32 protein-coding genes and 2 tRNA genes are annotated in these 24,476 nt (G+C 51.8%); 1 reads left to right on the plus strand and 33 read right to left on the minus strand.

Features of this window, described 5'->3' with window-relative positions:
* Positions 1 to 42 precede the first annotated feature (42 nt).
* The 18 genes from AC07OI_RS22975 to AC07OI_RS23060 all read right to left on the minus strand — a co-directional run bounded on the left by AC07OI_RS22975 (position 43) and on the right by AC07OI_RS23060 (position 11,581).
* Complete coding sequence (locus AC07OI_RS22975; protein ID WP_495258827.1) at positions 43 to 453, minus strand: phage tail terminator-like protein; 411 nt, start codon at positions 451 to 453, stop codon at positions 43 to 45.
* On the minus strand, positions 450 to 899 hold the full coding sequence (locus tag AC07OI_RS22980; RefSeq protein WP_495258828.1) for an HK97 gp10 family phage protein: 450 nt from the start codon (positions 897 to 899) through the stop codon (positions 450 to 452). The genes AC07OI_RS22975 and AC07OI_RS22980 overlap by 4 nt, the downstream gene beginning before the upstream one ends.
* Entirely contained in the window at positions 896 to 1,270 is a 375-nt protein-coding gene (locus tag AC07OI_RS22985) for a hypothetical protein (RefSeq protein WP_495258829.1), read from the minus strand. Before AC07OI_RS22985 ends, AC07OI_RS22980 begins: the two co-directional genes overlap by 4 nt.
* Positions 1,267 to 1,491: a hypothetical protein gene (locus AC07OI_RS22990; protein ID WP_495258830.1), complete on the minus strand. Its 225-nt coding sequence runs from the start codon at positions 1,489 to 1,491 to the stop codon at positions 1,267 to 1,269. Before AC07OI_RS22990 ends, AC07OI_RS22985 begins: the two co-directional genes overlap by 4 nt.
* Positions 1,472 to 1,924, minus strand: a complete 453-nt coding sequence (locus AC07OI_RS22995) for a hypothetical protein (protein ID WP_495258831.1) — start codon at positions 1,922 to 1,924, stop codon at positions 1,472 to 1,474. The genes AC07OI_RS22990 and AC07OI_RS22995 overlap by 20 nt, the downstream gene beginning before the upstream one ends.
* Positions 1,921 to 2,424: a DnaT-like ssDNA-binding protein gene (locus AC07OI_RS23000; RefSeq protein WP_495258832.1), complete on the minus strand. Its 504-nt coding sequence runs from the start codon at positions 2,422 to 2,424 to the stop codon at positions 1,921 to 1,923. The genes AC07OI_RS22995 and AC07OI_RS23000 overlap by 4 nt, the downstream gene beginning before the upstream one ends.
* A gap of 2 nt (positions 2,425 to 2,426) precedes the next feature.
* Positions 2,427 to 2,918: a HeH/LEM domain-containing protein gene (locus AC07OI_RS23005; RefSeq protein WP_495258833.1), complete on the minus strand. Its 492-nt coding sequence runs from the start codon at positions 2,916 to 2,918 to the stop codon at positions 2,427 to 2,429.
* A 53-nt stretch (positions 2,919 to 2,971) separates the two neighbouring features.
* Positions 2,972 to 4,093 (minus strand): major capsid protein, encoded by a 1,122-nt coding sequence (locus AC07OI_RS23010; RefSeq protein WP_495258834.1) that lies wholly within the window; start codon positions 4,091 to 4,093, stop codon positions 2,972 to 2,974.
* A 216-nt stretch (positions 4,094 to 4,309) separates the two neighbouring features.
* Positions 4,310 to 5,071: a DUF6651 domain-containing protein gene (locus AC07OI_RS23015; protein ID WP_495258835.1), complete on the minus strand. Its 762-nt coding sequence runs from the start codon at positions 5,069 to 5,071 to the stop codon at positions 4,310 to 4,312.
* 677 nt (positions 5,072 to 5,748) lie between these two features.
* Positions 5,749 to 6,834 carry a phage minor head protein gene (locus tag AC07OI_RS23020; protein ID WP_495258836.1) on the minus strand — a complete coding sequence of 362 codons (1,086 nt, stop codon included), beginning with the start codon at positions 6,832 to 6,834 and terminating at the stop codon, positions 5,749 to 5,751.
* Complete coding sequence (locus AC07OI_RS23025) at positions 6,834 to 8,180, minus strand: DUF4055 domain-containing protein (protein WP_495258837.1); 1,347 nt, start codon at positions 8,178 to 8,180, stop codon at positions 6,834 to 6,836. Before AC07OI_RS23025 ends, AC07OI_RS23020 begins: the two co-directional genes overlap by 1 nt.
* 40 nt (positions 8,181 to 8,220) lie before the next feature.
* A complete protein-coding gene (locus AC07OI_RS23030) occupies positions 8,221 to 9,546 on the minus strand; it encodes a phage terminase large subunit family protein (RefSeq protein ID WP_495258838.1) in 1,326 nt (441 codons plus the stop codon).
* Positions 9,521 to 9,997, minus strand: coding sequence for a DUF2280 domain-containing protein (locus tag AC07OI_RS23035; RefSeq protein ID WP_495258839.1), 477 nt, complete (start codon positions 9,995 to 9,997; stop codon positions 9,521 to 9,523). Before AC07OI_RS23035 ends, AC07OI_RS23030 begins: the two co-directional genes overlap by 26 nt.
* A 31-nt stretch (positions 9,998 to 10,028) precedes the next feature.
* Complete coding sequence (locus tag AC07OI_RS23040; RefSeq protein ID WP_495258840.1) at positions 10,029 to 10,670, minus strand: putative metallopeptidase; 642 nt, start codon at positions 10,668 to 10,670, stop codon at positions 10,029 to 10,031.
* A gap of 14 nt (positions 10,671 to 10,684) precedes the next feature.
* Complete coding sequence (locus AC07OI_RS23045) at positions 10,685 to 10,984, minus strand: hypothetical protein (protein ID WP_492705747.1); 300 nt, start codon at positions 10,982 to 10,984, stop codon at positions 10,685 to 10,687.
* A gap of 17 nt (positions 10,985 to 11,001) precedes the next feature.
* Positions 11,002 to 11,244, minus strand: a complete 243-nt coding sequence (locus AC07OI_RS23050) for a hypothetical protein (RefSeq protein WP_495258841.1) — start codon at positions 11,242 to 11,244, stop codon at positions 11,002 to 11,004.
* A 137-nt stretch (positions 11,245 to 11,381) separates the two neighbouring features.
* Positions 11,382 to 11,456: transfer RNA gene (locus tag AC07OI_RS23055), tRNA-Gly, on the minus strand.
* A 23-nt stretch (positions 11,457 to 11,479) separates the two neighbouring features.
* Positions 11,480 to 11,581 (minus strand) — tRNA-Tyr (locus AC07OI_RS23060).
* A gap of 360 nt (positions 11,582 to 11,941) precedes the next feature.
* Here AC07OI_RS23060 and AC07OI_RS23065 point away from each other — a divergent pair.
* Positions 11,942 to 12,679 carry a hypothetical protein gene (locus AC07OI_RS23065; protein WP_495258842.1) on the plus strand — a complete coding sequence of 246 codons (738 nt, stop codon included), beginning with the start codon at positions 11,942 to 11,944 and terminating at the stop codon, positions 12,677 to 12,679.
* 191 nt (positions 12,680 to 12,870) lie between these two features.
* On the opposite strand, the gene AC07OI_RS23070 is transcribed toward AC07OI_RS23065, so the two are convergent.
* The 15 genes from AC07OI_RS23070 to AC07OI_RS23140 form a co-directional block, all read right to left on the minus strand.
* Positions 12,871 to 13,350: a hypothetical protein gene (locus tag AC07OI_RS23070; RefSeq protein WP_495258843.1), complete on the minus strand. Its 480-nt coding sequence runs from the start codon at positions 13,348 to 13,350 to the stop codon at positions 12,871 to 12,873.
* Between the two features lie 59 nt (positions 13,351 to 13,409).
* Positions 13,410 to 13,985: a hypothetical protein gene (locus tag AC07OI_RS23075; RefSeq protein ID WP_495258844.1), complete on the minus strand. Its 576-nt coding sequence runs from the start codon at positions 13,983 to 13,985 to the stop codon at positions 13,410 to 13,412.
* Positions 13,982 to 14,155 (minus strand): hypothetical protein, encoded by a 174-nt coding sequence (locus tag AC07OI_RS23080; protein ID WP_495258845.1) that lies wholly within the window; start codon positions 14,153 to 14,155, stop codon positions 13,982 to 13,984. The genes AC07OI_RS23075 and AC07OI_RS23080 overlap by 4 nt, the downstream gene beginning before the upstream one ends.
* A gap of 172 nt (positions 14,156 to 14,327) precedes the next feature.
* Positions 14,328 to 14,798, minus strand: a complete 471-nt coding sequence (locus AC07OI_RS23085) for a hypothetical protein (protein ID WP_495258846.1) — start codon at positions 14,796 to 14,798, stop codon at positions 14,328 to 14,330.
* A 201-nt stretch (positions 14,799 to 14,999) separates the two neighbouring features.
* Entirely contained in the window at positions 15,000 to 15,641 is a 642-nt protein-coding gene (locus AC07OI_RS23090) for a DUF6475 domain-containing protein (protein ID WP_495258847.1), read from the minus strand.
* On the minus strand, positions 15,631 to 16,518 hold the full coding sequence (locus AC07OI_RS23095; protein WP_495258848.1) for a hypothetical protein: 888 nt from the start codon (positions 16,516 to 16,518) through the stop codon (positions 15,631 to 15,633). Before AC07OI_RS23095 ends, AC07OI_RS23090 begins: the two co-directional genes overlap by 11 nt.
* Positions 16,518 to 17,126 carry a recombination protein NinG gene (locus AC07OI_RS23100; protein WP_495258849.1) on the minus strand — a complete coding sequence of 203 codons (609 nt, stop codon included), beginning with the start codon at positions 17,124 to 17,126 and terminating at the stop codon, positions 16,518 to 16,520. Before AC07OI_RS23100 ends, AC07OI_RS23095 begins: the two co-directional genes overlap by 1 nt.
* A complete protein-coding gene (locus AC07OI_RS23105; protein ID WP_495258850.1) occupies positions 17,123 to 17,590 on the minus strand; it encodes a hypothetical protein in 468 nt (155 codons plus the stop codon). Before AC07OI_RS23105 ends, AC07OI_RS23100 begins: the two co-directional genes overlap by 4 nt.
* 2 nt (positions 17,591 to 17,592) lie before the next feature.
* Complete coding sequence (locus AC07OI_RS23110; RefSeq protein WP_495258851.1) at positions 17,593 to 18,114, minus strand: DUF1367 family protein; 522 nt, start codon at positions 18,112 to 18,114, stop codon at positions 17,593 to 17,595.
* On the minus strand, positions 18,111 to 19,343 hold the full coding sequence (locus AC07OI_RS23115; RefSeq protein ID WP_495258852.1) for a phosphoadenosine phosphosulfate reductase domain-containing protein: 1,233 nt from the start codon (positions 19,341 to 19,343) through the stop codon (positions 18,111 to 18,113). Before AC07OI_RS23115 ends, AC07OI_RS23110 begins: the two co-directional genes overlap by 4 nt.
* A complete protein-coding gene (locus AC07OI_RS23120) occupies positions 19,340 to 20,152 on the minus strand; it encodes a hypothetical protein (protein ID WP_495258853.1) in 813 nt (270 codons plus the stop codon). The genes AC07OI_RS23115 and AC07OI_RS23120 overlap by 4 nt, the downstream gene beginning before the upstream one ends.
* On the minus strand, positions 20,149 to 22,707 hold the full coding sequence (locus AC07OI_RS23125) for a DNA methyltransferase (RefSeq protein WP_495258854.1): 2,559 nt from the start codon (positions 22,705 to 22,707) through the stop codon (positions 20,149 to 20,151). Before AC07OI_RS23125 ends, AC07OI_RS23120 begins: the two co-directional genes overlap by 4 nt.
* A 242-nt stretch (positions 22,708 to 22,949) precedes the next feature.
* Entirely contained in the window at positions 22,950 to 23,348 is a 399-nt protein-coding gene (locus AC07OI_RS23130) for a hypothetical protein (protein WP_495258855.1), read from the minus strand.
* 306 nt (positions 23,349 to 23,654) lie between these two features.
* Positions 23,655 to 23,840, minus strand: a complete 186-nt coding sequence (locus tag AC07OI_RS23135; RefSeq protein WP_495258856.1) for a hypothetical protein — start codon at positions 23,838 to 23,840, stop codon at positions 23,655 to 23,657.
* A gap of 328 nt (positions 23,841 to 24,168) precedes the next feature.
* Positions 24,169 to 24,390 (minus strand): helix-turn-helix domain-containing protein, encoded by a 222-nt coding sequence (locus tag AC07OI_RS23140; RefSeq protein ID WP_495258857.1) that lies wholly within the window; start codon positions 24,388 to 24,390, stop codon positions 24,169 to 24,171.
* Positions 24,391 to 24,476 lie beyond the last annotated feature (86 nt).

The raw sequence follows: 24,476 nt of genomic DNA on the forward strand, positions 1-24,476 counted from the left end.
AAAGCCCGCTGATTAGGCGGGCTGCTTGTCCGGGTAAGCCGGTTATCCTTTGACGTACACTGACCAGGGTATTGAGACGGGGATTACCCACCTGTCACCATCTGTAAAGCCAGTGGCAATCGTCGCGGTGTTGACAACATCCACTCGAGTGCCACCCTCAGTAATACTCAGCGGTGGTTTGAATAGCGCCTTGATACGCTCTGCGTACAATTCAGCGTCAGCAGTTCCGTCTCCCTGGGGGTAAAAAAGCGACACCTGGCAGATGCCTTGCAGTTGCGTAAGCGTCCGCCCCATCACCAGGTCGGCGGGAGCTGCACGAAGGATGGCTATCCGTTGATAAGGCACTCCAGCCTCTGGCGTGAAAGCGACGTTCTCATATGCAGTAGCCAGTGGCGAAACCATGGCCGCCAGTGTTTTCTCGAACGCTCGCCTTATGTTGATATCGTCGCTCATGTAATCTGCTCTGCAACTTTTTTGATAATTTGTTGATATTCAAGGACGGTCAGTCTGACGACGCCAGCGCTTGCCTGGCGCGACCACGAGTTGTATTCAATTCTTCTGGAGTACGGCAGCGAGTTCGTCAGAAATACCTGCGCGCCCATGGGGAAACCGTTTATTGTTCCCGCGCCTCGAGTCATCGCACTGGCTCCAGACTTATCCGGAGCTGCGCCGGTACCATAATTAATGGAGCCAACGGCCACTTGCCAATTAGCCTTGAACCTGCCGCCAACATATCCCTTTGGCGCTGGCCCTTTCCACATTGACGGATCACCGACTGGTGAGCGCTCAATTACTCGTTTGAGCAGTTCCATGGCGGCAGCGCGCACAACAGTTTCTGACTTTGCACCAGCGCGCTCAAGTACTTTGGCAAAGTTGCGCTTGAATTCCGCGTTGCTCATTTGCGCAGTAAAACTTCATACAGGACTGGAATGCCTGCCGGTGCAAGCGTCTTGGTCGCCACGACATGCCATGTGATTGTCCCGATCACGACGAAAGAACCAGGCTGCGGCTCCGTTATACCGACTGGTGAAAGTAATAGCTGCTTGTCACCGGCAACGATTAGCGTTCCCGGTTGAAACGCGGTACCAGACAGATGCAGAGCAAAATCAAAAACCGCGCCTGTGCCCGGCTGGTCTTGACTGCTGCTACTTGCCTTGCCGGTCGCGGGGTTGTACGTCGGAGCGGTTACCGTTCGTAATGTTACCGGGCCACCAAACTCTTTCAGCGTAGCATCGACATCTTGGGCTGTGCCTGCGTAATCAAATGTCATACAAACACAATTTCCACTGTGCCCTGGACTGTCTCGACAGTGACACCACCAGCACCATCAGGAACTATTCCACCATTGACATCTATTGCGTACCGCACCACTTCCCCCTTCTCATCATCAGCAACAATCGCGTTCTTTTGCACAATTCCATCCAATAGAATCTGAACCGATGCATAGCCCGTGTGGAAAGCGGCATCATTTTTATTGGCTGATATTCTCATTTTCAAGCTCCAAAGTATCAATGCCCATACCGCAATAAACATCCAAAATACAGGCCACTTCAACCGCCTCACGTGCACTCTTGCCTAAGTGCAGTGCAGCTAATGCATAGTCACGACCTGAGCCGCGCGCAAAGTACTTAGATGCAACCTTTTCAGGGAAGGCAATTTTGCTGTCGTAAAGGAGCAATTCGCCGGCATTAGTCACCAGCAGTGAACCGGCACCATCGTCATACGTCGCCTCTGTTGGATAGCTCCTTGGGTCCATATCGCCTTGGAACCAATTCAGCAACGCAGCCGCATGTGTTGAATTCCCACTAAACGCGACGATCCCGCTTGGGACGCGGTGAATTTTAGTTACGGCATATGCATATCCTGCTGCAGTACTTTGCTTATCCGCAGCAAGCGTCTTTCCATCCCATGCTATGACTGTCATGCTCTACTCACCCTCAATGTACTGCTGCCGCCACCATTCAAATACGGTGCCAGCATCCGGTCAACGGCTAGATATTGCGTATGCCGTGGCGATTTGTCGTCATAGACAGTCTCGATAGGGCCGACCTTCTTGCTTTTGACACCTTGGGTAAGATCAGTCACCAGTGGGCCGTTGATTGCTTTCAAGGCCAGTTCAGCGCAAGCATTCTTGACATCGACCGGGACGATATTGCTCGCAAGCCAGTAGTCATTGACCTCAACGTCATAGCGCGGCCAGTCAAGTGCCTGGGTGGATTTGGTCGGCTTCCCCTGCCATGCCATGCGATACAACTGGCGCATGAAATTTGTGGCCTTGCGTAGATTCTGTTCACGCAGCGTGTCACTGGCCAGGCTTGCCCATGCTTGGTTACCTAGAGCCGCGTGATACGCGTTGGCTTCAGCCACAGAGCAATAGCTCTCTGCATCAGCCAGGCCTGTGCCATCTTCGACGATCAGAGACATAGTTATACAGCCGGATTCAGCAATGCCAGCAATTCAGCCTTGTTTGCGCCAGCAGGTATTTCAATGCCTTTGGCTGTCAAAGCATCTTTGATCTGCGGAACAGTCATGTGTGCAGTGACATCGTTACCCTTGGCTTCCAGGCTTGCAGCCAATGCTTCCAAGCGCTGACGCTCTGCCACTTGTTCAATCTGGATGCCATTCTGTTTTTCAGCCTGGTCATTCAGTTCTGCAGCACGGGCATCAAGACGATCGCGTTCTTCAGCAAACGTGATACGCACGCGCTCAACTTCTGCATCGAATTCTGCGCGCATCTGTTCGATCGATAGCACGCCGCCCGGGACCATGTCGATAGCAATTCTGGGCGCGTCCTGTAACGCGGCAATATCTTCTTCTGAAAATGGCTCATGCAGGCCAATGACGAAGTCGGCAACGTCAATAGTGACAAACGGGCCTTGCGAGGCTTGGTCACTTGACACTATTCGGAGAGTTTTCATGTTGTTCCTTGAATGGCCCGGCAACGCCGTAGCGGGCCGGGCTGGTTGCAGGATTAGCCGCCGATCAGATGCCCACCGAGGTGCGGGTTCGGCGCGGCAGTGCCCCATGCGAGATTGACCTCGTAGCGGTTTTGACGCTTTTGGCGATAGATACAGAACTCGTAGGTAATGCCCGAGATCGGATCTGTCACCATCATCACGTCGTCCGCAGAATCGCCGCCTTCTGGCATAGCGGGTGCGCGGGTTGCGAGCTGGATCGCTGCACGCTGGAAGAAAGCATTGCGCACAGTTGCTGCAATCAGTGTGATACCGGTTGCTGCAGCCGGAATGGCTTGGCGCAGTCCTGGCGCTTGCAACGTGATCGAACCGCCGTTGGACGTGTCGCTGTCGCCCGTTGCCAAAACGTATTGGTTCGGGTCAGCGGCAAATTTAACGATGTCACCTGCAATGAACGTGCCGGTACCTGCTGAAGCGAGGTTGATGACAGTCGCGCCTTTTGCGTAACCAGCATTATTGGTAGTCGCGCCTGCAGCTGTACCCGCAGTAATCAGATCGCCAATCGCACCGGAATTGTGCAGATCGAATCCTTGGACCACACTAACTGCGCCGCGACGCAGCAGATCATCGGTACCAGCTTCGTTCACACGGAACAGGCCAGCTTGCTTCCCTTCTACATTCGCCATCGCACCGGAACCCAAGACCATATGCAAGTCAGACAACGGTGCCCCATTGTCTTTCAATATCTTCTTCGGTTGCGCGAAGTCAGACAGGTCGCCAGAAGTGCCGAATGGGACGGTACCGACAGTTCCATAGGCACGGCTCAAATTGCGACTGGTCGTTGCCAGGTCCGATTCGACTTCATTAGTCAGGGTGCGCAAGGCTTGCGCGATGCGTTGCTGATTGATATTAGCGTATGTGCCAGCGTTTTGCAGGCGCATAGTGTCGTCGCCATTAATGCCGAACGGCACCGAGCGCTGCTTCGAGATCGTCATGTCCACGTAGTTGATGGTCTGATTGCCAGGATCAGCAGCATATGCGCCTTGAGTCAGGTCTTCGGCAGCCATCGCGCCGACTACTGGCGAACGAACCGTCTGGTTCAAGGCGGCGCGCTCTGCAGTCGAGTCGCGCGATACAGCAGGAATGAACCCAACCTGTTCGCGTGCGATAACGTTCATCGCGGCATAGATGTCAGGAATGAGCCCGGTGAGGGTAAGAGTAGTCATAGAACAATGCCTTTCAGGAATAAAAAAGCTCGCATTAAGCGAGCCAGTAGGATGATTTGAGTTTTCAGAACGGATAGGCTATCCAGCCCAAAGCACCCTGCCGACATCCATCAGCAAGGCATTAAAATGGCTCATCGAAATAAGCCGGCGAATACGTTACGGGCGCGCTCAGTCTGTAACGACGGCGCCGCCCTTGATGGCCTCGGCCTGGGCTTGCGGTGCCATAGCAAAGAACTGCGAGCGAGGAATTTCCTTTGCGCCGCCGGTACCGCCTTTATTGTTTCCTGCCCCACCACCCGAGGCTCCAGAACCTTTGAGAATCATATTTTTGTTTGGATACTGACCAACCATCACCTGTAGCGCTTCTTCAAAGTCGGCATGTTCTCCATGACGCGTAGCAGAGAAAATTGGGTTGCCCGCCGGGTCCAGAGGAACCAGCTTGCCATCGTCGACCTTAAAGCGATCACCGAATACTTTTTGCGCAATATCAGCTGGGATAGCCAACTTGTCGGCAATGAATTTGGAGCTGCTGAAACTGCCGCCAATGATGTGGTTATTCAGATTTTGGGTGAGTTTTTCGTTTTTTTCTGTCAGTTCGCGTTGCTTTTCTTCGGCGGCACGAGTGGCATTTGCCACTTGCTCCTGCGCTGTACGAGTCGCGGCGTCCTTGATTTCCTGGACTTTACCGGCAGTAACCAAATCACCATCCTTGATGTTTTTTGCCAGCTTGATGGCATCAGCGGCGGCGACAGGATCTTCGATACCTGCGTCCTTGAACGGTTTCAGGGCTGCTTCAGCTGCTTCCTTGGCAATACGATGGGACTTAGCCTCACTATTCAGGCGACTAATTGTCGCAACCGTGGAATCTGCGTCGAACGGTGCCTCTGCACCATCCGTATTGATATAAATCGGTTTTTTGTCGGCATCCAAGACGATATTGCCGTCAGCATTGTATTTGAATGGCATGGTAGTTCTTTCCGGGCATCCGCCCATTGATGAGCCGCCTGGCTCGTTCCGCCCTCTGCAATCCTGCTTTGGGCAATAAAAAAGGCCGTAGCTCGAAAGAGCTACGACCTCAAAACGACTGGGCTGTCACGGGCGGATAAACACCTGGAGTTTCGATCCTTTTGACCTTACCCAAAAAAACAAAAAGCCCGCAATTGGCGGGCCGTAAAATTTTTTTAGCTGTTTCGTTTCCAGTCTATATATGCCCACAAGCATACCAAAACAAGGCTAACGAATATTGTCGAGAGAATCCAATTAGGCAAAGGATCTCCAAACGTACTCCGCAAGAAGTGATTTGTAGCAAGTGCTAATTTACCCATTTCAAGCGTCCTTTACATTTTTCAGTTCAGGCAGCATAGAGACTGATATTCCTCGCCGCCAGCACTCTGCGCACACATCCTTGTCAATGACGGTACCACCCTGCTTTCTGCCATTCTGAACAAAAGCCCCGTTCACCGTGGTTAAACTCGTCTGGCATCCGCAGTTTGGACACCTCAGCCCGCCGTCAGGCCGTACCATTTTACGCACGCGCTGACGTACCCCGGCTTTGCCGACTGGTGGCTGAGAATGGACAAGTTTGATTGGCATCCAGCGATTTTAGCCTAGATGCCGTACTTTTCCTTCAGTTGGGAGAGGTCAAGAAACTCACCCTTTGCAGAGTACATCTGGTCAGCAGAGAGTTTGCCAGCACGTAACAACTTGCCCCTGGTTGGCCCCAGTACTTCGTCCTGCCTGTCAGCAGATTGCTTCCCCAGCCACTCGTTATAGCTTTGATTAGCAGGTATTGCACCATCAAGGCTTGCCCGCGCACCAGGCGGAAACTCGTTCTCGTCGATTCCGATGTCCAGCAGTTCTTTGAAACTCTTCACCATCGGAGCCGCAGAACTGCGGCAGTTCCAATGAAAAGCCCCGGGCCCTGCTCCCCATGGTAACTTGTGCCCAACTGGTTTATGGTCGGTAGTCCATAACTTGTGGTCACGAATCCGGCATGCTGATGTTGTGCGCAAGTCCAGTTTTGCTGACCAGAGCAGCCCCTGCAGCACGTCGGCATTCGCCTCATGAATCTGCCGCTGGGTGAACGCTGCAATATGGCCTATGGCCGTTTGCACGATCGTTTGCAGGCTCCTGCGATCAATCTCAAGCAGTCCATCAGCATACTTCAGCGCCCGGGTACCGCGAATCTGCCGCGTAATCTCTGAATTCGTCTTGCCATCTACAAAACCCTGCGCAATCGTCTGCCTGATTCGTTTGGCTTTGGTCGCTTCCAGATCTTCAAGCGCACCTTTCAGAATTATTCCCTGGAACGGTCTAGCCAGGGCCGCTGCGTACACCTGGTCAGGCGATACATCTGCGACATTAAACTGGGCTGGCAACACATCCTGCAGGGTCATCTGCTGATAAGAGACCTCAAACCTGACGAAATCACGAAGCTCATCCTTCAGCTCGGCTTGCACCTGTGCGTATGCCTGGGCATTAATGCCGCGCACACTGCCGAGCATAGCTTCAAGCCGCTGGATCGTAAATGCTTCAGGATCGAGGCGGTCCAGCACCGCCGAAAGTTCCTTGAACAGTGCGTCGTCAGAGCGATTCAACACCTTCATCATCCGGCGTACGACGCTGTTTGTGTACTTCTGCAGCTCTATCTGGTGCCTGATCGCCGCGTCGAGCAGATCGTCATTGGCTGCCATTACTCAGCGCCCAGGGCTGGTGCCTGTGCATCAATGAGACTCTCTTCTGTTGCGCTGTCGAATTCTGGCGACAGAATGCCGCGACGCTTGCATTCAGCATGTAGTGTCTGCCTGGATAAATCGCCAGATTGTTTCATCTTCAGCAGCAGTTCTGCACTTGCCTCTGCCAGCGTGGCCGCGCCGAAGTCTTTGTATATCTCAACATGCCCGCCTTGCGGTTCCCCAACCCAGTCGGCCATGAACTGCAATGCTTGGTCGATACCGTCTTCCAGATCGCCAGCAATACGCTGCAATGTGCAAGAACCCTGTTCATTGTCAGCAACTGTCTGCACCTCGGTAACGTTCCCGGGCTTGATAACGAGCAGCTCTGCCCCGGCCTGGCGCATCTGGTCTTCCAAGTCCAGAAGGGACTTGCGGCCCGCTTCAATGGCAGCACCTGTGTGTTCGACGTATTTCATTTCGGAATCCAAAGGCAACTTAACAGCCGCCGATGCCCCGACCGTCAACGTCCATTTTTCATCCTCGACACCTGTAACGGAGAGTATGGGCACCCTGGCCACGTGCAGGATATTGTCCTGGTCGCTCTGGCTCTGCCAGTGCTTGACGTTCATGTGCGCCATTTCCATCAAAGGCGGCACTGAGTGCATGAAGCCCTTACGCTTGCCGTAAATCGGCACAAAAGGAATGGCTTGCAGAGATGTAGTGCCAGCCTCGTGCAATATCCATTCGTCCTTAGCGTCTTGTGCCGTGGACTTGCGCCATGTCTGCCAAGCACCTGGCGAGAGTACCCTTACCTGCTCAATCTGCTTCTCACCAAAATCCCCGTCATCTTCAACGATGCACTCCAGCAAGCGCAATTGCGTCAGCGTTTCTACACCATTGATCCGCTTGGAGCGCCAGCCAAGAATGTTGGTTGGATGGATGTGCACAAAGTACGGCCTGACACCTGCGGCAGTTTCCGCAGCCTGGGTCGGATAAAGCAAGTTGCCTTCTTTGTCCTTGGTGACAGGATACTCAACCAGAATTCCGCTCAAACCGAAACCCAGTGCCTCTTCGCAAACAGCAGCGGCAAACGAATGCAGGTTCCTGCCCTGCAGATCTATATTCTCAGTCCAGGCCTTGATTCGCACTGGAGTGTCTTCGCCGATTGAAACCGGTTTAGAGAATGGCTTGCCTGTCAGGACTTCTATCGTTCGCGAGAATGCAGGGAATAGCGTCGCCACCTTCAATTTGGCTTGGTAGCTCTTCTCATCCTCACTTGGCCAGCGTGGCATCAAGTCCGGCTTCTTACGCATTGCTGTGGTGCCACCAATCAAAGCGGCAATCAGCGGCCAGTTCTCGGCCATGGCTGAAACTGCGCTTGATTGGGATCTTACTGTCATATTCTTACATTCTCAATGGTTCAACAGAAGCAATGCGCTTCGTAATTGGATAGCGCTTGACGATGAAGTAACCGCCGCTATCGTTGGTGTGATCGAATCCGCCCTTCTTGTCCGGCTCTCCCTTGTCGTCATATATCTGCCGCTCAAGGCAAAGCGTGAACTTAGGGCACTTGTTCGTATTGACAAGTAATCGCCGCTCTCCGTAGGTGTTACAGAGCATCGCATTCATGCTATTGATGCGGTCTTTTACAGCTGGATTAGTTGAATCAACTACAACTGTGAATCCAGCTTTTTTCAACAACGACAAGTCAGATTCACTTGCATTGCTGGTCTTGCGGTTCTGACCAGATGCATCCGGGTAGACCGTGATTGCATGGCCAGGGTACCGCTCTTTGATTTTTTCAATCATCGCTGGCGTGTCAAAAACTTCCACAAACTCGTCCACTGCGCGAGGCAAGTCAGAGCGCACAACGAAAACAACCGCGGCCATTTTGCCGACGTTAAAGTCCATACCTAAATGCAAAGCATCAGCAGCAATGCCTGGCTTAGCTGGCTGCACCGTGTCATCGGTATGGTTCAGCCTGCGGTCAAAGCAGTAATAAATTACCCCTTGGTAGTTCTCGAAGCTGGCCAGGTATTCCTGCCGGAACGTGCGCGGGTCCATCTTCCGCCGCGCTGCTTCGATCTCTTCCGCTGGGACATTGCCACCGTCAACTGACGTGTATAGCCAGCTTTTATGGTCTGGCTCCTTGCCCTGTCCGTCTAAATAGCTGTCGTAGCAGTGGTTGAAACCCTTTGGCGTTCCAATCCGAAGCGCATGGCCACCAACCCTTTGCTCACCGTTGACAATGAACTTGCACGTCGAGAGCATGGGACGCAAAACTTCTTCCCAAGCCTCATACGGACAGTCTGCCCATTCATCCACAAGGGCGAAGAACAAACCAGAGCCACGTAGATTATCGTAGGCGTCCAAGCCGACAATGCGCACCACATGACCAGCCTTGGTGGTAATGGAGCATTCAGTTTCATTTGGCTTTGTCGCACGCCAACTCGCAGGTATAGCCTGCTTCAGGCGTCGCCAGAAAACGCGCTTTGCCTGCTTAAACGTCGGCGCGCAGTACCATATTTCATCTTCAACACTGACATTCCATAGCGCTGCATACCGCACTGCACGCCGTATCTCGGCTTTACCCAGGAAGGTCTTGCCGAAGCGTCGGCCACACACTGCGTCGCGGAAGCGTGCCTTTTTCTGCCAGCCCCAGACATAAATGTTCGCCTGCTTTGGCGTCAGCGCGACCGGCGGTTCAGAGTATGGGATTGTCTGGGACATCTTCGTCAGGTTTCAGAACATATTCCGGCGCAGCTGGAATGCCGGGAGCGTCTACACCTGGAGTTTTGTTCGAGTCGAGGCGTCGGTTCACATACACGTCACCGACTTCCTTTGCAGCCTGTTCAATAACCTGAACAGCAAGGGCAATATTGCGCATGCCTTCAGCCTGCTGTGCCATTCGCGCCAATGCACGCAAGCGATATGCCCTACTTGCGATGGGGATTTCTGCGACCTCTTCACGAAACTTCTTGCGCGTATCCTCGAAAACCGTTCGCCACTTTTGGCTCAAACGCCTCCCGACAAAGCAATTTGGGTCGTAAGCTGCCACTTGCTGGCGCAGCACATCAAGCCCAAATTCCTCTTTTACTGCTTTCGCCACCTGTGTTGGCGTATCGAAACATGCCAGCGCTTGGACGATGAACAGCTTCACCTCGTCACGTAGTGCTGCCATATGTTGCTATCCTGTAAAAGCCGCGTAAAGCTTATGCGGCTCTAAGCAAACACGTTCCGCATGCCCTCGCAATGTTGGTTTTCGCCACTTCAGGCGATGTCTTGGCGGCATCAATCATCTTTGCCACATCCTTTGAAGGGCCGTAACGCCTAACCACCCCTATGAACTCCTCTACGTCATGTGCACGCATTGAAAGCTTCGGCTGCCCATCCTTGGAGAATGCAGGCTGGCCGAAGTCGTCCAGTGTCTGCCCTATGTGATAAAGCTCATGGTCGACCAATGCACAGAAATCAATGTCTGAACATTGCGCGCAGTGGCTTGCGTCCAAGGTGATCAAGAAGTCCGGCACCAGGCCGAACCAGTCGCGCATCTGCTGCTCTTGCCTTCCCTTCTGCCATGGCCCACAGCGAAAGGTTACGTCTTCGCACTGACCAAGAACTGTTCGCCCATGTTTGTTGAAGCCCTCAACAGCCCATAAGAACACTACCTCGGCAAACTGAAGGTGTGCGTGGTCAGTGTTAAACAGCGCGCCGCCTTCATTGATGATTTGCTCAAAGGCCCATGCTTTGACTTCAGGTGCTGGAACAAACTGGTGCGGCGCCATTGGTTCAAATAGAGAACCCGGCGGTATTGGCCTGTTGAGTGCAGTAGTTGCCTTTGATGTGCGGCCCATGGTACCTACTCTGCCTACACAGCGTCGTAAGTTGCATTGAAGATATCAATCTTGCACGGGTAGATTTCACCCTTCACGCCAGTGATCAACATATCAGCAGGCGTCATGTCCATTGAGCCTTCCAACGTTAGAATAATGTAGCGCTGGTCATTTTCGTGCGTGATCGGGTGACCTGCGTAATTGAACGACCACGGAAAACCCCTGACGATGTTGCTCTCACGGCCTTCTGCTTTACAGACGGCAATGCCATGCTGAACCAACTGATCAAAAGTGATGGCTTCAACTACAACCGGCTTTTTACGATACTGTGCCATTCTATTTCCCCTAATGATTATTGTTCGACTGTCAGCGACACCGGCGGCATGGTGCCACCAATCACCCACAGCGCTACAGGCTGTCCTTGGTTCAAAAGTGCGAGTTCTTCTGCAGTAGGCTTCCAGAAGCTCACAACTGCAGCCTGACCGTCCACCTCAGTGCGAGTAATCGGCAACGCTGAGCACGGCAGTACTTTCTGGTCCCAGCCTGCAGGCGCACCCAGCACTGCGTTATTTGATGGATGTTGAATTTTGTTCATACGAGTACTGGCACTCCCCGCGCCTGGTAAAGTTCCCTTGCGGGCGGAGACACCTGGCTTTTGCTCGTGAGTGTCCGTGCCTGCAACGCGCCACTAAGAGGCACTCTGGCGTCCAGCGAGCATTCTGCTTGATGATATGGAGCATCCTGAGAGTACCGATCTCTCGTCCTTGTGCGTGGAAGGCACTCGCTCCACCATTGAGCTAAGGATGCAATGAAGGTTGTTGGTGCTGTTTGTCAGCAAGTGGGATTCGAACCCACGGCGCCTCGTCTGTAGGCTACAGAGCCAGGCTCAGCACTTATCTGTGTCACTGTTAAACCAGCTCCAGCATTGCTGAGCTACTAGCACCAACACGAATATTCGATACAACGATCAACATTCGTCTTGGAGCTAATGTTTGGGCTTCTTAGGCAACCACATGCGCCACCAGATCAACCACATAGACATGGAGCTCATCGTGATTGTCTTGACCAGTATGGGCCAAGCATACGGCGCACTTGTTCGTTGGTAAGCGGGTCCATTGGTAGCTCCTAAAAACGAAAAAGCCCCGAATTCTCAGTCTTAAGGCCTCAGCTTCACGCTCGTGGTGTGTTACGATAAACGAAACACTTTTTCTCGCGATATAAACTTGATCTCATCTAGAGCGTCGCCACTGTGCATTCCCTTCTTGTCTCAAAATCGAAATCGCTTAACCAAAATGAGTAATGCTATTCTCCTCAATTCACGCCTCGTCAATTCACGGCCAAACCAAGCACTGTTTCGTTTTCAGGCAAAGCTTGGAATTGAGGTAGTTGCCTTAATAGTTTTTATTTTTATAGTTATATTTTGTATTGTGTTCATGAAATTATTCGGTCCGGCTGCATGGTATTTTGCGCCACCGATTCTAATGCTTTTTTCATATCCACTTTTTGCAACAAAATTTAAAGTATTGAACATAGAAAAACAAATTCTATGCAATCTTGCATGCGGTCGGTCTCTCAAATTGCATATAGAAGAAAAAATTCCAAAGCCTGAAGAGGGATTAATACCGCTTTGTGAAGCAGCAACAGAAATCGGGTATCGAATTGTTAGGCTTGAATCACCGCTGCTAGCAATCCTAAAATATGACGACAAATTGGCAAAACTCTGGGTAAGCAAGATAAAGAAAGACCTAGTGCAGGATTTCCCAGGAGTTAAGGTTGAATTTGTACCAGAAAAATTAAGTGACTGGCTTTTGAAACCTGCTTACTTCATTTCGACGCTTCTTTATCTTCCAAAATTTTTTGGGATTCCTTATCTTTTTCATCGCTTAGCGCATACCGGCTCTTTTATGTTTCAGCCTCTTTCTAAGCTTTTCAATGGACGCGAAAAATATGAAAGAAAGGACAGAATATGGAATCGTCTAAGGTTCAAATTCTTGTGTTTGGAGTATGGATATATTTATATACGTCTGTGAAATGAAACTGATTAATTGGGCCGGCTTTGCCGACGTGCAAATATTAATTTTACTAATCTAGAAAGCAAAAAGCCCCGGCTTTTGAGGCTCGGAGCTTTTGTGCGTAATTATCGAACTTATCGAATTAGCCTCTATATTCGACATGTTTCGTCGGTTTGTCAAGAAGGCTCTAAATTATTTTAGTTGGAGAGTTAATCGTTCACATCATCAGGATGAAAGAATCGCCACCCATCAGTTTTCCATTTCCCACCGATCGGCAAAATATTCACAAATGTCATGCTAAGACGTATTAGTACAGCGACCTGTATCGAGTGAACATACACGTTGATATTTTCTGTATAGGCAATCACAAAGAACAAGAACACCGCCATTACGATCTCAGCAAATACCCCTCCTAAAATTACAATCCTCCGTTTAAAAATCGACATTTTCAGCAACGCACCAGGTTGAAATTCAATTGCCATTGCCGGATAGCTCAACCTCTTATTTAAAGGAACCCATTTTGTAACAAGTCTCATTTTTCGTGCGCCAAAACACAAAGACGGCAAACAATGGCCTCCCTCATGAATCAAAGTCCAGGCAATAAAAACAGAAGCAAATATCGGGAAGACGGCAAAGGAGAGAAAGCCATGCCCCAAGAGCATATAGTGCATAATTAAAAATTTGTTCAATATCCAGTCCACGGCACCCTCACATTTTTTTATTAATTTTAACTCAACGCCCCTATTTTTTAAGATCCAACCAAATTGAGTTCTCGTAACTGATCTTCCATCGCACAAAGAGCGTGATGCTCAAGCTCCTTAAGTTCCTTGGCGACTTTGCTGGCATAGGCCCCTATGGTTTGCCTGTTCAGCCCCAATTCTTTCGCCAATGCATCCAGGCTGGCGCGTCGGTTCTTCGTCTCAAAATAGCGTGCAACACATGCCAGCCGAGCCTGGCCATTTGCAGTTGTACCGGCAAGAGCTGTGCTTCTCATGTAGTCTGCAAGCACAGAGATGGCTACAGCCCATTCTTTGTTTTTCTGCCAGCCGGAACAGCAAGACGCCCGGCAGGAACAGGGATTCGCATGCGGTGCAGTCCTGGCGATCATGACTGCCTCGCCAATTTTCCCGAGCTGCGACAGTTCGTTGCGAATCATACCGGCTTGTCCCGCGCCGTCCAGCCCGCCCAGTCCTTTGCCTGGTCCACTTGGTGATGATGCCAGCCTGGCCATCGCTGATTTATCAAATTGCTGCCCCGAATAATTGAACGCAAAAGTAAGCGCTGCGTGTGCGCATGAAAAGAGGGATTCGTTTTGATCTGTCATTTGCACAACTCCAATGCTTGTTGTTCTGTAAAACCCTCGTTGACCAGGCTGAGATATTTTTTTCGTTTTACCTTGGCCTGCAACTCTTCATATTCTATAAATGCAGGCAGGTTTTCCCGCATGCGAACTACTATCTGCGCCAATTCCAGTTGATGATTTTCTGATTTCATTCTCGTTCCTTATAGTTGGTACATTTCTTACCGTGCCGCCTGCCCTTGGCACAAATCTTGATTTTTATATCGAAAACGCGTTCTGTCTTTTCAAACGCGCAGCCCTTGCAAGTCCGCTCTTCACGCTCGATCAGTATTGCCAGTGGGTCCCTTCCGTACTCTCTTTGACTGGTCACCTGGCCTCCCGCAGTTTCTCTGCAGCTTCTTGAATTTGGGTGTCCCGGATCAGTTCGCGAGCATAGCCCAGAGTCATCGTCATCGATGCGCGCCGCATCCGGTCAAAGCATGCCCTGACCTCGTGGGTGTCACTGGCAAAGATTGGCATGTCAACTTCCAGCTTCTTGGCCAGTTTACGCAAAGGATCCAAACCGATCTTGATACCTGATCGCTTTTCGTGGATTTCATAGGCATCAACTACGCCCATAATTGCCACCGAACTGTCATACCAATGACCGTCTACCACGTCCTTAAAAATAGCTATCCCGTTGCTGGCAACATCCTTGGTACCGTCGCGCTCCAATTGGTCCACAATCGCCAGCGACGGGTCAAAAACCGCGTTCAAACGCCATGGCTGGGTTTTGATAAGGCACTTCGCCGGGTCGCGCGGAACATGCCGCATCTTTTCACGTCTTTTGGTTGCCACTGGCATTTCCTTTCTGTATGTTCTTTTGGTGCCACTCTTCGCGCTTTTCAATGACATCCTGGGCGGCGGTAGCAAAACGCATGCAGTTATGCTGCATTCCGTTAAAGCGTCCCGCCACATGGTCATGAGCACATCGCCCAAGACCGACCTTTGCATGCTCCGGATGCCGTTGTAGATTGAGGTGGGTGCAGTGCAGGCATGTCATGCGGCCAACCTCTTCGGCAACGGTGCAGAGAGCGAATCACTGGCTGACTGCATGGCAATCAACGGTTTATCAGTGCCGCCGAGATACACTTGCTTTGCCACTCCGGCATCGCCGATAAAGATCGGCTCTTGCCCTATGTGACCAGAATGAATGTTTTGCGCATTGGCAATACCAATCAGCAGTGGTGGGTATTCCGGACGTTCTGCACGAATGCGGTACCCGCGATAACGGTTCTCGAATTCCTTTGCCACGAACGGCCACTCGTCTTCTGTTTTTGAGCCCAGGCCGATCCAGCCGCCCATATCAGCGATTACGCGATGAATGGTCGCATCGTCGAAAGCCACATCACGGTACGTACCGACCTTACGGATAGCGCTGTCAACCTTCGACCAGGCAAGCGAAGCCTGATCCTGCGTTCGCCCTTGCAAAACCCGCGTAGCATCAGCAATCTTTGGCATGTACTGCCCGGTGTCTGGATTCTGTGTGTGTTCCCAGAGTGCCTTTTCGACTGCAGCAAAGTCGTAATGCTTCAATCCCTCCCAGTACAAGCCAATAGTTCCAGTGGAAAGCGTTCTACCGTAGTAGTCTGCAATACCAGTCAGCAGTGCCACAAACTTTGTTTTCTCGTCATTTCTCATTCGATTCCTCTAACCACCTTTTTGCAGCTTCAGCAGTAGCCATCCCATGTACTCCCAGTCTGCCTGCATGAGGCGAAGCCCTGGCCTCGATCGACCAGTCGGCCTTGTAGTGCTCGCCTGGTCCAAAGAAAGTTGCCGGTTGTTTGATGAACTGTGGTTCGGTTCGCTGATGGCGAACGTAGTTTGCGTACCGAAGCACGCCTGCATGCAGATCTTCTGGACTTACCCCTTCCTTGCATCTTGCAGCCCAAGCCTTGTGCGAATCTTTCTTGCTGGCACCTGGCCGGGATGGGTATGCCCTCCATGCTTCCTCGAATTTTTCGGGATACGCATCGGGAGGCGAAGCCGACAATGTTTTTTTCTGCTCTTGTTCCTGTTCCTGCTCTTGTTCCTGTTCTTGGCTTCGTAGGGGCTTGCAAGGGGCTTCTAAGGGGCTTGCATAAATTCTTTGCGAAATACGCTTTTTTGACATGCAAAAACAAACCCCATATGCCTCGAAGAATGGCTCCAGATAAGGGTTTTCAGGGAGTGAGTCGTATTCATTTTGGACCCCTTTTATACGTAGGTCTTTACCGCTCAATTCTTCGGCAATCTGGTATTTAGCCATTTCAGTGACCCATACCATCTCGGTTGCTTCGTCGTAATGGCAAAATCCGGCTTCAATTGCACTTCGAAGCCCCTTCGAAGCCCCTTCCAAGCCCAATCCAGTCTCGTGTGCAATGGTCACAATCGGTAGGTAATACAGCCCCAGCATGTTGGCGTTTGGTGCTGTCATCAAATACATACCGACAACAAGAGCCTCAAGCCCCTTTTTACGTAGCGACTTACCAGTTTGTCCAAACCAGAACTGAGGGCTGACTTTGGAGTAATCGCGCATCAGCTCTTCCTAAATTCTATTAATTTGGCTTTGTACAAAGCCTTAATTTGTTTCAATTCTTCAACCGTCCATTTATGAATTGCGTTGTTTGCTTCAAGCGCTTCCACACGTTCAAGGCCGATCCTGGCGATAAGGCCGATCCGAAAATCAACGGCACGGCCAGCACCATGGCGATTGCACTGTTTTAATTGCGCATGGCAATTGTCTTCATGAAATCTCAAATGTCCGGCGCTGCCCCGGCTACGGTAGTGGCCAGCGTCCCAAATCCCTCCACTGGAATATGTAGTGCTGGACTTATCGCAGCAGATGCATGGCTTGCCAGCATCTCTGGCACGGATATACGCATTAAATGCGGTCTGAGCCTCTGCAATCCACTTAGCAAGGGGTTTCATCGCTTCTTTGCGTACCGCTATGTCACGGCGCTCCAGAGCCTCTTTGCGCTTGCGCTCCATGCGCTCCTGTTTCGCGCGCTGTGACACTGCCAGAGCACCTGCACAATCTGGACCGCAGACTTTTTGACCTGGTCGTGAACGCTCATACGGTTGTTTGCAGTTTTTGCACTTCGGCGGTTTTTTGCTAATCCCTGTCTTCATTGGGGTGCGCTTCATTTATCACCCCACACCCAGATCCATTTATTTCTGCCAACTCTGCCACTTCGCGAATCAAAACCGGAATGTGAGAAAGCCTGGCGTTGCCAGCCGTCGAATCTGTATGTGTTGCCGTTATGGATGTCAGCGTCCTGGTAACTGATTGCGAACTGGTAACCAGTATTCGGGAACACGAACTCACGCCAAAGCCGCAGCGCTACCCGGCAAAGATGCGGGCGTACAGCGCATAACCGGGAGAGTTCGCATGTGTTATCCCTGGTCAAATGGGTCAACCCACCGCCTACACGTTCGCGGATCAGGGTTGACATCATGGTCAAAGCAACTGGTTCACTATTTTGATACAGGGCGTAATGGCAACCGGCTTGATTCCCGCGTAACAATGGGCCCATTTTATGACCCCATGCTGTGAGCAAGCTATTGGCCGCAGCCAACGGAATTTCATCAAAAGAGGCAATTGGAAACATCGTCACCTCTCAAAGCGCGTCAAAATGGCTTCCACGCCCAGCTCTGCATCCAGAGCAGTTGCATGAGGCCAGAGGTACTTTTGCGCGTGCTGCGTGCGCAAAAACTCTATGACGCCATCGCAATAAATCTGGAAATCGCCCTCGTCGCATTTTGCGAAGCTGATGGACTTCGGCACCGGAAACACGCCCCCCTTTGGTCCAGGGCACCAAGTCACCCAGCCAGAGCCGACCTTCAACCACAAGCGGAAGGCCTCGCGGTCTTTGAATCGCTCTTGATTTTTGAATATCTCGCCTTCCATTTTCATCTGCTTGCGGTGAACGGGGCCCAAGCGCGGCAAAAGCGTGATGATGGAGAACATCTCACCAGAGCCAAGGCGAAGAACGCCATTCCAAAATCTACGCCAAGCCTTCTTGTCCTCGTCAGCATGGCCATCGATCAAGCCAAAAAGATGATTTCGCAGGACTGACTTTTGATCTTCTGTCAGCTCCTGGTCAGACTGTTTTGTCAGTACGATGTCGGTCATAATTCGGCCTCCGAAAACAATCTCGGCTGCACAGCGCCGTTCTGATAGACGACATCCATGACGGTTGTAGCCAGCGGCTCATCGCCATCCCAACCATCCGGCCAGGTCTGCAATTCAATCAATTCGCGAATGCGGGCTTCTTCCTCGGCATTGATCAAGTCAACCAGCGGGCGACCATTAATGGCCGCTGCCGCATTGATTTCAGCCTGAATGCCAAGAATCCGATCAAGCGCCATCAGTCTAGCTTCGAATGTCAGTGGCCCTTTCCTTTGCGGGTTTTTGCCAATGGAGCCGTCCTTGAGGCGTTCAATACCAGCTTTACGCAACCGGTACCGATCTTCTCGGAGCTCACGCCACAATCGCTTAATCCCTTTGAGGGGGGCTAAGTAGGCCCATTGTGGGTTTAAAAGGATGTTATCCAAGGCAGTATCGGTATCCACCAGCGGGCAACCTGTGCAGCCGGTGCGGGCATTAATCTCCTCAGCCTCGTCACCGCCGTATGCATCGGCAATGGCCCGCGTACTCCAGTCCCCGAACTCGGCAGCCGGTGCCCAGTGTTTCAGCCACTCCCAGACGTGGCAGACCCGCCAATGCAGCAATGGCGCCAGCGTAGCAATACGACCGCGCAAGCCTTTGGCATTCGGTAGTACTTCTTGGTACCAGCCTTGACCACACTCGGCACCGTCTTTCCCGCAGCTCATTTCGATGCGCTGATCACGTATGGCGCTTTCACCCTGGCGCACGCCGGTGATCATCAGAATGCCGCCTTGCAGCTGGTCGAGCCGCGCCTCTAAGGCATGCTGCATGGGGTCTATCTTGATTTGCCTGGTGCACCAACGCAGCGTATTGTTATTTGGCGGTGGAACGCCACGGCCAAGGATGTACACCATAAACCGCTTGTCCATAGGAGCCATGACGATCTCAACTGCAATTCCGCGATCGCGCAGCTCATCCATGATCTGGTGTGCAGCGGCCGCCAGCGGAATAAGCTCTTGGCGCGTGTCTGCATAGAAAACCGTAAGTGTCTTTGGTTTGGCAATCTTGCCGGTGTCAATGAGCCAAATAATGAGCGTAAGGGTTGCGCTCGAGTCTTTGCCACCTGACCAGGCAATTCCCCAATGATCATGCTGCGGGCCATAGGCCTGCATAGAGCGGATGGTCAAATCAATTGAGTCAGTCATTTGCAGGCGCTTGGCACCGGCTGCAAACAAGTCAACTTGGTTAATCATGTAGGAGCCTCCTCAGTGGAAACAGGATCAACCGCATCACGAATCGTGGCAGAAGCCTTCGTCAATTGTTCAGCCAAGTTGATTAAATGCCCATAGGCACCCTTGTTGTACCAGCCATTCAGAGATTCAAGTTTGCGCGCAAGCGCTATCATCTCGACTGATGGCCCGGTATATCGGTCGAATTCAATCCCGGTCTCTTGAGCGAATTTCTTTATCTGCTCTTCGCGTTCGCGATATCGACGAGTAACGCTCTCCACTTCCGAGGCCACGCGTTTATCGATGTCATCCCGTGCCAGCTGTACGGCATGGCGCTGTTTGCGCTCTGCGATCTTGTCAATCTGCTCGTGTGCGCGGCGCATAAGCGAAGCAAAGAATTCTCTTGTGACCGGGATCGGGTCGAGTTTTGGGGCCTTCACAACCTGGACAATCCCAGTTTCGCGCAGTTCAAGCAATCCCCACGATGGTGGTAGTTCGCCGTCTTTGACGATGCCTTTCGGTGCCAAAATCCACCAAAAATCGCAGAATCGAAAGACATCTTCCGCTTTCTCTGGTTGTTTCAGCTCGCGAAGCCAGTCAGACCGGCTTACCTTGATTTCAAATCCATGGATGGCGTGGCCACGGCTACTCCAAAGATTGATCGCTACTGCATCTGCATAACGTGTACCGCCACCTGTGGCTGGCGCAACCTCTTCCATCAGCGCCCATTCTGGCGCAGGGTAACGTTTATGGAGCATTTGACGGGCGTGCGCGGTGTTGAGCACAACTGGCGCCGTTGGTACTTCAGCATTGAGTAGGTCAGCTTGTGTCATGCTGCCACCTCGAGCTCTTCGAAGTCGAACAACGACGGCATACTGATTTCACGTTCTGCTGCCTTGCAATACGCCGCACCGTCCAGGAAGTACTGGCCGCTCAACTCAATGCCGTAACCCTTACGACCTTTCATGATCGCGCGGTAAGGCACTGTCATCAAGCCGCCAAACGGGTCCAGGACGATGTCGCCTTTGTTTGACCACTGCTCAATAGCGCGATCAACCAAATCGAACTGAAGAGGACAGAGATGCATTTCCTTGCCCTTCGCTGACTGAGCGCTGTTCAGCGTCAGCATACGCGTCACATCAGACCAGACCTCGCTGGACCAGGACTGCGGCTGCAGCAGCATGAAAGTCACCGGCAACTTGCCTTCAGCATCCAGGGTCTCACCGATTTTGACGTGATGCTCGAAGTTATAGACTGTGGTCAGGCTGTTTGCCTTGAACGCCTTGAAAATCTGATCATGTGGCAAAGACTGCAGCTCTTCCGGTGCCAGCAAACGGTTACCAGACGACCTGGTGAAACCATGGGCATCGATCTGCCAACGTGAGCGGCTGTAACCGTCTTTGCTCTTGACTACTGGTTCATCCGCGTAGCTGTTGCTGGTATCAGTCGGCGGCTTCCTGAAAATCAGCAAGTACTCAGGCATGCCGCAGCTCATCTTGCTGCCGTCCTTGCATTGCTCGGACCAGCCCAGGCGGTAGGTCTGATTGTTTTCTCGGACCACATCGGTGACGATGGTTTTCATGCCCATATACGCGAAACCGTGTTTTACGTAGTGCTCAATGCAGCGGGCGTGGAATGGATAGACTGTCTGGAAGCCCAAGCCAGTGAGCCCGCCAGGAACGATCCTGTCTTTGACATGGATAGCCGCCAGTCGCCCAGGCTTCAAAACGCGCAACAGGTTTGGCGTCAGGAAGTCCATTTGCTTGAAAAAGTGCTCGTTATTGTCCGTGTGCCCAAAGTCTGCATAATTGGGGCTGTACTCATATTGTGTGGAAAAAGGAATCGACGTGACGATCAAGCCGACACTGTTTTCTTCCATGCGTGCCGTTTCCAGGACGCTGTCACTGTTCACGCATGTATAGTTCTCACCAGTGACCTCGATACGCTCTACACCCATGGCGCGGGTCAAGGCCTCGGCCATGGCATCTTCAGACAAGCCATATTCTTTGATTAGTTCTGACATCTTTGCCACCGTTTCATTATGTTGTTTCCACTTGCGTTCCAACTGCCGGCGCACTTCCCGCTCGGCTTCTGTGTAGATCAAGTCTATTCGGACGGTCTTCGTCTGTAAGAATCGCTGGATGCGGTGAATGGCCTGGATCATGTCTTTGAACTTGAAGCCAATACCAAGGAATATCGCCCAGGAGCAGTGCCGCTGAAAGTTGCAACCACTGCCAGCAATGACTGGCTTGGCTGCCAGCTCCTGAATTTTCCCGTCAGAAAAGGCGATGATCGCTTCCTCACGCTCGTCCAGGTCTTGATTGCCATAGACGCTAACTGACGTCGGGATCGCCTTCTCGATCGCGTGACGTTCTGACTCCAGGTCATGCCAGAGCAACCGGTGCGCGTCCGGATCTTCGTCCCGCAGTTCCATCATTTTTTCAATTCGGGCCGTCAATGACTCGCGTTTTTCCCGCGCTGAATCCACCACGCCGATCGCCTGGTTCTTGAACATGCGTGCCTGGCCAGACATCTCATGGCCCGCATTTGTGTGATTTGCCGGGATTTCATGCCAGCGGATATCCATCTCTGGTAAAGAGTAGCCTTCGTCAGAGAATCCCAAGTCAGAGGGGCGCTGCACAAACAGGCCCCAGCTCGCTACCCACATCCAAAATTCACGCTCCTTATGGGCATGAATGGTCAGCTGGTCAGCCTTTTCAGAGTTGCGCTTGAAGAAGCGCGTCTTGGCAGCTGATACATCCATCACGCCCAAAAATGCTGAGTAAGCCAGCAGTTCGATGTATTCATTTGGAGATGGCGTAGCTGTGGCAACAAACCTGTATGGCACGCCACCGGAACGCACCCGGCTATCCATGGTCTTGCGATCACCAGCGAATATGGCCATGAACTCGCGAAATGTTTTAGTGCCACCGAACCCGCGCAGGCAGTCTGCCTCGTCCAGGCAAGCCACGCTGAACAGCTGCGGATCAAGCTTGCCATCCCTCACCGTTTCGTAATTGGTCAGGTATATACCTTCGGGGTCTGTAGCTTCCTCGATGCGACGAATGAACGTGACAGTGATACCCAGCATGGCCGCATCACGCATGAATTCCTGACGAACGCCCAGCGGTAGAACGATCAATGCCATCCCGCCAACATGCTGGCGTACGATTCTGACGATCTCCAGTTCCATGACAGTCTTGCCCAGGCCGAACGCGGCAAAGATCGCTCGGCGACCGCCACGAACTGCCCAGCGCACTATTGCGCGCTGGTGTGGTTTCAAGATCGGATTGATATCTGAATCAAGGATATCAAAGCCAAAGGACTCGGCCTTGACTACTTTCTGTTGCAGAAATTTTGTGTAATCGCTTAAAATATTAGCAGTCACTTCTCATAACCCTATTTGTGTTAATTGACCAGAAGCCTGAGCGGGTGCAACCGCTTGGGCTTTGTTTTTTGTATTTCCGGGTCTGACGTTGAAGTACGTCGCGTGTTGAACCAGGTCACGGATCGTGCTCGCACCTACGTTATAAATGCGCGCAAGAGCACCGTAGCCAGAGCCGCGCTTGTATGGAGAGTACTTGGCTCGTATTTCGAGAACCTGTTCCGGGGTGAACTTGCGGCGCCTGGTCATGCTCTCACCAGATAAGCAAATTTCCACTCTGCAGGATCGCCAGCCAGGCCTGCCCTTGATGGATGCGGGTCAAACTCGATCCGGCCATTTTTTCCGACGACAGCGTGAAAAACACCGTTACCACGTGGCGACGGTCCGCTTATTTCGTGGTACACGTCCCCATCATCGCCCCAGGCATAGGCCGGCGCATCGGTGGACAGGTACACATACCCCTGCGACCGGCAAAATTTCTGTAATTCTTCCCAGAACACAGCCGGGTCATTGTCGGCAACTTGTATGAAGTGCGGAACATCAGACATTGGCAGGTCAAGCAGTGATGCGATGACTGCGCGTTGGCAGTCGCCGTATTGGCCAATTTCTGGCTTATGGAGAAACTCCTGCGTTTGCGGTGTCATGCCGCACCCCTGCACTGTTTACAGAACTTGAAGACGGGCTCATTTTTTGCGTTGCAAAATTGACGAATTGAACGCCATTGGCCGCTGCCTTTGCGGCAGCGACTTCCTTTACAGAACCTGCGGGCGGTTACCGTATTGATAGGCGATTTTGATTGATTGCGGATGTGTTGCTCATCCGTTTTTGCGGGGGATTGATATGTCATCGTTTCCCCTTGAAGATGTCGCGAACTGCACGAAGGCGGCGAATGACCAGGATCTTTGTCCAGATCAATTCAAGCCGCAAGCGCTCAAGAAAAGTTGGTCCGGTCATGGTTCCGCCTTTACCAACGTATCAATTGCTTCGCGCAAGTGACGGGTAGCAATCACCAACCGGCTGTTGCACTCTTCAGCTCGCTGCGTACCACGCGCACCTATTTTTTCCATATCTGCTTCTCGCCAGTTTTTAGCCATTACAAGCACCCTTTCTTTTTTCTGGTCGTTTTGTTCGCTCATTACTGTCCTTCTTGTGTCGCATCGTTATTTGCCCCTGCCGTCAAAGACGCATGTTCCGATTTGGAAACATGGCCTTGTTCAGTGCCAGTCCGGGCCTTTCCGAATGCCTGCGAGCTCGCATAACATTTGCTCCGCGGGCCCAGTGATTGGCCAGGTTGCGCAGAATGCGAGATTGGGGTACATCAGAGGCTTTGCAGCGATTCTGAAAATCGAGGAATTCGTCTGCGTTCAACAATGTTTTGACGACAATGGTGCGAGAGTTCATTTTGTGGTCCTAGTAGTAGTGTTTCAGGATGGGTACTGCAAAAATTAGAAGCACGATCAAATGTCACATCGGGGATGCCTCATGCAACTTGTACAAATCAGCGCAGTCGTTTTGCGTAACTGCTTGCGCGGAGAGCGCGCAGATCTGATTTGCATAATCCAAGGTGATGCGGGTGCGCCCGCTTTCCCATTGACTAATAAGACCTTGAGAAACAGGGGGAATCAAAGCGGCCCCCAGCTCGGCTTGGGACATGCTTTGGCTTTGTCGCCAAGTAGACAGGTTCATTTTTCGCTCTTTTTTATTAGCATTGCTCCTATCATACATTATTAGCAGTGCTTTTCAAGATTTTTTTATCTTTATTAGTAACTCTA

It is taken from the genome of Undibacterium sp. GW821-FHT07F11, from assembly GCF_059418665.1.